Source organism: Acaryochloris sp. IP29b_bin.137 (genome assembly GCF_028285745.1).
GTDB lineage: Bacteria > Cyanobacteriota > Cyanobacteriia > Thermosynechococcales > Thermosynechococcaceae > Acaryochloris.
This window is the reverse complement of the sequence record NZ_JANQOP010000110.1, coordinates 1-5,705: the sequence shown is the minus strand read 5'-3', so window position 1 is coordinate 5,705 and position 5,705 is coordinate 1. Positions and strand designations below refer to the sequence as shown.

Annotated in this window: 8 protein-coding genes; 5 read left to right on the top strand and 3 right to left on the bottom strand. The window is 45.2% G+C overall.

The genetic code is table 11. The features are described from left to right. Positions 1-174 precede the first annotated feature (174 nt). Positions 175-1,311, bottom strand: coding sequence for a tetratricopeptide repeat protein (locus Q0991_RS08530; protein WP_299487366.1), 1,137 nt, complete (start codon positions 1,309-1,311; stop codon positions 175-177). Positions 1,312-1,565: 254 nt separating this feature from the next. On the opposite strand from Q0991_RS08530, the gene Q0991_RS08525 reads away from it, so the two are divergent. Together Q0991_RS08525 and Q0991_RS08520 are read left to right on the top strand one after the other, a co-directional pair. Next, positions 1,566-1,694: a hypothetical protein gene (locus Q0991_RS08525; RefSeq protein ID WP_299487364.1), complete on the top strand. Its 129-nt coding sequence runs from the start codon at positions 1,566-1,568 to the stop codon at positions 1,692-1,694. 405 nt (positions 1,695-2,099) lie between these two features. After that, positions 2,100-2,624, top strand: coding sequence for a hypothetical protein (locus Q0991_RS08520; RefSeq protein ID WP_299487362.1), 525 nt, complete (start codon positions 2,100-2,102; stop codon positions 2,622-2,624). A 41-nt stretch (positions 2,625-2,665) separates the two neighbouring features. Here the strand turns inward: Q0991_RS08520 and Q0991_RS08515 are convergent, their stop codons facing one another. Then, complete coding sequence (locus Q0991_RS08515; RefSeq protein WP_299487360.1) at positions 2,666-3,382, bottom strand: hypothetical protein; 717 nt, start codon at positions 3,380-3,382, stop codon at positions 2,666-2,668. 140 nt (positions 3,383-3,522) lie between these two features. Here Q0991_RS08515 and Q0991_RS08510 point away from each other — a divergent pair, with 140 nt between their 5' ends. Both Q0991_RS08510 and Q0991_RS08505 read left to right on the top strand, forming a co-directional pair. After that, on the top strand, positions 3,523-3,714 hold the full coding sequence (locus Q0991_RS08510; RefSeq protein ID WP_299487358.1) for a hypothetical protein: 192 nt from the start codon (positions 3,523-3,525) through the stop codon (positions 3,712-3,714). 85 nt (positions 3,715-3,799) lie between these two features. Continuing rightward, positions 3,800-4,312 carry a DUF1993 domain-containing protein gene (locus tag Q0991_RS08505; RefSeq protein WP_366524925.1) on the top strand — a complete coding sequence of 171 codons (513 nt, stop codon included), beginning with the start codon at positions 3,800-3,802 and terminating at the stop codon, positions 4,310-4,312. Positions 4,313-4,622: 310 nt separating this feature from the next. Here Q0991_RS08505 and Q0991_RS08500 read toward each other — a convergent pair whose 3' ends face one another. Next, a complete protein-coding gene (locus Q0991_RS08500) occupies positions 4,623-5,126 on the bottom strand; it encodes an Hsp20/alpha crystallin family protein (RefSeq protein ID WP_299487356.1) in 504 nt (167 codons plus the stop codon). Positions 5,127-5,444: 318 nt separating this feature from the next. Between Q0991_RS08500 and Q0991_RS08495 the strand changes: the two genes are divergently transcribed. After that, complete coding sequence (locus tag Q0991_RS08495; protein WP_299487354.1) at positions 5,445-5,642, top strand: hypothetical protein; 198 nt, start codon at positions 5,445-5,447, stop codon at positions 5,640-5,642. The last annotated feature ends 63 nt before the right edge of the window (positions 5,643-5,705 follow it).

Genomic DNA, 5,705 nt, shown 5'->3' with positions numbered 1-5,705 from the left:
GACTGTATTGTTTTCGTTTCTTACTCATGAATCACTCCTATCATTTTTTGAAGGATTCAGAGCTTAGATACCTGTCCGAATTTTAGGGTCCATTATATTTGGCACAGTACTCAACCTATCAAGATGGTGGTAATTTCTCAATTCTGGACAATCAGCCCTGACAGTTTCTTTAACTCAACATAAGCTTGATTTCTCTACACGGGCTTGGGGAAAAGAAATCTGCATTTGAAGAGAGACTTGAGCTTCTAAATCTTGGAAACCTTCATACCTTAATGCTAAGCCTAAGTTGTAATACATAGAAGCTGTAAGGTTGGGCAAATTTTGTTTAAACAGACTCAGCACTTGATCAAGACGATGCTGATGGTCTAGTAACGCTACTAAGCGATCATAGGCTGTTGCTTGTACAACATGACAACGTCGATCACTGGGGCTATGGTCAGGAAAGGCTTGAATAGCTTTAAAGTAGACTTGAACAGCCTCATCAGGCCGTTTTATTCGCTCCAGGAAGCTTCCTAACGCCAAATAAACATAGGGTTCGGTTTGTTTTTGCTGTAGCAATTGGTCAAAAATTTGGCGCGCTTCTTCTAAGCGATCAGTCGCTTCCAGATTACGAGTGAGTACCTGCCAATGGTTCCAAATCAAATCTGGGTTGCGCCGAATTCTGTTCTGGTAAGCTGAGATCACCTCTGCGGGTGCTCCATATAAAGCCAAGAAATTGAGATATTCTAATTGGGCAGGTTGGTAATCTGGATAACGCTGCACAAGCTCCTGATAAAGCTTAATCGATAAGTTGAACCGCTGGTTACGAATGTGATTTGACACGTATTTCCAATGCAAAGCCTTAGCAGCCCTAGCCAGTTCTATGAGTTGATTGGGAGAAAGCTGATAGCCGAGCTGCTGCTCTAGAAATGAGACTGATTGGAGCGCCTGCCCCTGAGCTGCTAGACCTGTCATTAGGTCCTTATAACCCTCTGTTGAATTGGGATCAGCCTTAATTTCTCTCAATCCATCTTTAACGTTGGTTTGCGCCTCCTGTAACTGCCTCTGCACATCTTCTAGAAGATGGTTAGCACTAGCAACATGGTGAGAATTAACATCATCCAGGGATACAAGCTGCTGCAACACTTTGATCGCCTCTGTTAGCTGCCCCTGTTCAGAAAGGTTTACCCCCAGATTTAGCCAAATATATTGATGCATATTGTTGTTCATGGAACTGGGTTGTGGTTGACCGAGCAGTTGACGGTAGATCTTTTCGGCACTGCGATAGTCATGAGATGCTTCGTATTGAACAGCTTGGTCTAGCAATTTCACCCAATCTGATGGTTTTCGTGGTTTTGTTGGGTTTGATGCAGGAAGTTGTGATTGAGTTCGTCCCGGCAAGCTGCATAAGTTCAGTAATAGTGCAGAGACTACTATGCAGCTTAGCCAGTGTCTGAAAAACAACATCCAATCATCTCCAGTAAACAAGCCAACGCTACAACTTTTTCCAGTGCTAAGGATCGCAAAAAAAATTCATACTAGTAATACGATCGTTGCATTGCATCTCTGGGTTCCATCTGGTAGTGATGAAAGTTAGCAAGGTGTTGTACTGGGGACGGCATAATCTAGTCACTCGGTTGGTCATGAAGGATATGGATTCTACTCTGGCTTGGCGGATTACTCGTCATGCCTCGGATCGGTTTTTTATTCAGTAACCAAATCGGGGAGTGGAACTGAAGGCTGAGCAGGAATTCTATGTGGTATATGTAGAAATGAATCAAGGAAGATAATTCGCTGATCATGGTTTTAGATCTAGTTCATACAGGTCAGCGGTTATCCACAACTTCAATTAATTCAGAAAGATTGCCAAATAAGCCCGTATCAGTAGGGTGGTGTCACCTCAGTCGCTAAGACATTACACGATCACTGCAACTTTGAATGTCATCAATGGAAATGTCTGGGCCGTGCAGCTCTATAAAACTTTCAACTTAATCTGACTGCCAGGATAACCATAGTTCTAGGCTTCTTCTTAAGAGAAACTGTTCCACGATCAACACATCAGATCGTAGCCGTGATAGAAAAGTATCGATAGAGAGGACTGAGGACGGTGGAATAAAACGATGACGCGCTCCGAATCGATGAAAACAGCCTTGCAAGAAAATCCTGCAATGACCCAAGCTGAAAACAGTCAACTACAGCGTCGTGCTTTTTGGAATGCAGTTGGTGGTGCGATTTTCATTGCGCTCTGGATCGTTGCCGTCATCGCCATCCTTTCTGCTAGCAGCAGCCCATCCGCCGCGCCCCCCATTGCCTTTTTCGGCATCCTGCTCATCTTGACCATTGGCATTGGTTTTCGGGCCTATCCGCGCTTAAAGCGGACCTACGTTATTTGGCAAGATATTCGCAACGGCCAGGTACACTTTGATATCGGCACCGTTAATCCTCAGATGTTCGCTGCTGGACGTAATGTCCAAATGTTGCTCGTGGTCGATGGCAATCGCATGTATTCCGTTCTTGATTCGGTACTGCGCAATATCCGCAACCTTGACACTCAAGGGAGCCAAACGGACGAACGCTATTGCCTACGTATCGCGCCACGTTCACGCATTGTTGTGAACGTGGTGTCAGTTTCCGAATCTGTTTGAGCGTGCCAATGGCAGATGCGGGTGGTAGGTTGGAGCAGCAATTACGGAGAATCCGGTTGGACGCGTATATCCCGAATATCGAGTACAGCTCGGCCAGGTGTCAAGTGCCCTTCTCCCTTAAAGCCCAGTTCTAGCGTCACTAAAGCCAAGATATCTGCGTCTAAAGTTTGGTTGCCTAGATCAATATTGCCACTGTGAGGAAAGTGGAACCAACCGGGATGTTGGGCACTCAGAGGTACTTTTAAAGTGGTCCATTCCTGATTAAGAGAAACACAAAGCGGTTGATATTCGAGTCCGGGGTTACCATATCCCCAAACCTCACCATCGCGTTCCATCAGGCGAAGGCCAATACAGACTGGATCTGAGGAGCGGGCTTCAAAGGTGAGAAGACTCTGCTTGGGAAGCCGCTCTGGAATAAGTCCTTTGGGCGCAATACTGATATTGGCTCCATACCCTTGTCGGGAGAACTGAATACTGAGATGGGGTAAGGTCCCTTGACGGTCAATGAAGCTCTTAACCCAGCTGTTGTCTGATCCTTCATGTTGTTCAGCGTCTGGATCAGCCCAAATTTTGGCTAGGTTGTCTGATTGCAACTTAAAGTCTTGAAAGATGCCATCTTCAGACGCTTGACCAATTGCGGGTTTTAGCCCATGGTAGCGGTAAATATCTAGAGTCTTTTTAGTTGATAATTGGGCAAAGCTATTGCTGGGGAGCCCGCCCATAATCAAGAGACTGAATAGGATGAAGCGTAAAGCCATGAGTCTAGAGTGAACGACACTGGCTATAGCATGCACAAGTGAACTGGTGAATGAACGCATCCAGGCTCAGTTGATTGAAACGACCGATAATTACCGCTATGAGAAGGTTTGTGTCAGGCTAGCAGCGTTTGATATCAACCATGGCCACTACCTTAACCCCATTATCTGCAACGCCCGCTCTGACCGACGAGGAGATTCTAATCGTAATCTTTGATGGTCCCGCAACTCATATCTCCATAGATCTGCAGAGAGTGTTTAGTCTACAAACCTTACTCATGGTCCTCCCCAAAGCAGCTAGTCGTGCTGATAATATCGAAAATTCAAGCCAATGATAAAGGAGCCGAGAGCAAACCTGTAACCTGTTGGGGATAATACAAGTGCAAGAATGGTTCTAGTGATAATGAGCATAGAAAGACTATGGCGATTTCGATGTATAACGCTTCGGTACCTCCGCTAATTCGGTGTCTCAATAACCTATCTGGGATATTGGAGAAGGGATCTGCCCATGCTGAGAGTAAAGGCATTGATCCCAGTGTCCTGATCAACTCTCGACTCTTTCCTGACATGTTTCCCTTATCAAAACAAGTTCAAATTGCTTCAGATGTAGCTAGAAAAGGGGTAGCTAGACTTGCAGGTATGGATGCGCCTCCTATGGAAGATAATGAGGCATCATTTCCAGAGCTGATTACGCGATCCAGAAATACTGTTGATTACTTAAATACTTTCACACCAGTACAAGTTGACGGCTCTGAGGAAAAAATCATTTCTCTACCAGTCCGAGATGAAGTCTACCAATTCCCAGGCTTACCCTATCTCCTGACTTTTGTTAAACCTAACGTTTACTTTCATGTAACGACGGCTTACAACATCCTCAGGCACTCTGGAGTTGAGCTTGGGAAACTAGATTATCTGGGAAAGCCAGACAAGTAGAGTGGCCTCAAGCACTTCGACCTAAGCGAGGATCTGATGGATTAGAGGCCTGCCTAATGGAGGAAAGGACTAATATGGGGGGGATGTGGCGTGCGACCTCAAACCCTGGGTAAGGAGAGTTAAGAGATTTCTCACCAATCGGTTAGCGTTCCCTTTCATAAGAAAATCCTTGAGGGCTAATAAACTGCCTCAAGGATTTTTGCTATCGTCAATGGACGTCATCGAAATCAGACCGCTGCGAGGTAAAACTGGGGTTTATCTGTTCAGCAATCTTTACTCGTTAGAACGCTTGTCCATCGTCAGGAAACAATTATTGCACTGACTCGGATACTGACTCTGAGCTAGCATCTAATGGCGGTTGGGAGGACTTACTTTGACCCGGAAGACTGACCTTCATGACTTTATTTTGCTCAGTTTCAACTTTAGGGAGTGTAAGGGTTAGAGTCCCCTGGTCAAAGGATGCTGTTACTTGAGTATTCTGAATGGCAACGGGTAGTTTAATGGCCCGATGGAAGGAACCATAATGGATGTCTGAGTAGATGAGTCGAGTGCCTTCTGTTGCCCCCTCAAGAGGACGCTGGCCAGAAATAACAATGGATTCTCGGGTCGCTTGTATCTCTAAATCATCAGCCTTGACGCCGGGTAGGAATGCTTTGTAGATGAGGTGATTCCCTTCGTCCCAAAGCTCAATCTTAGGTGTCCAAGACCGATAGGAGGGAGTGGGATCACCCTGGATCATTTCATCAAAGATCCGATCCAGCTGATGACGAAAGGCCTCGGTTTCTTCAATCGGGTTCCAATAGCGAATAATCATTGAATCTATACCTCACGATAGCTTTAAGGTTTAGTGCTGGTAACGGTTTGTTGTCCCGTTAAATCCAATATGCAATACCCCTCATCCAAGCGAAAATCTTGAGAACCCTACTGGTGAGGTTGGGATTTCCCAACTGCACACTCCACCCTCTCATTTAACAACTCGCCATTGGTAGCTCCATCCAACACCTTTATATAAGGGCGCTCTCCACTTTGACTGCATCCGCTAGGTCCCCTTTGAAAAAAGCATCTCGTAAGATATTGGTAGGTTTTAGCAATTCCAGATGAACTGTTTACCCCAAAAAGGGCCACTATCTCAATGGACAACAAGGAACTCTTTGAATCATTAGAAGCACTGGCTGCTAGCTGGAAAGATGATGACAAACCAATGCTCCTTCACGAAAAAGTAGTTTATGGCTTTGAAATGAAGAATATAGACCAACTTGCAGCATCATTGAGTTCACTGCTAAAGGTTCACTTATTGACCTTTACTCGAAAAAGTGGACAGTTCATTTAAGCTACAAGTGTTTGATTTCGTGTCCTCCAGTAATTGTCTTCAAATTGGACAGGGGCGCAATAT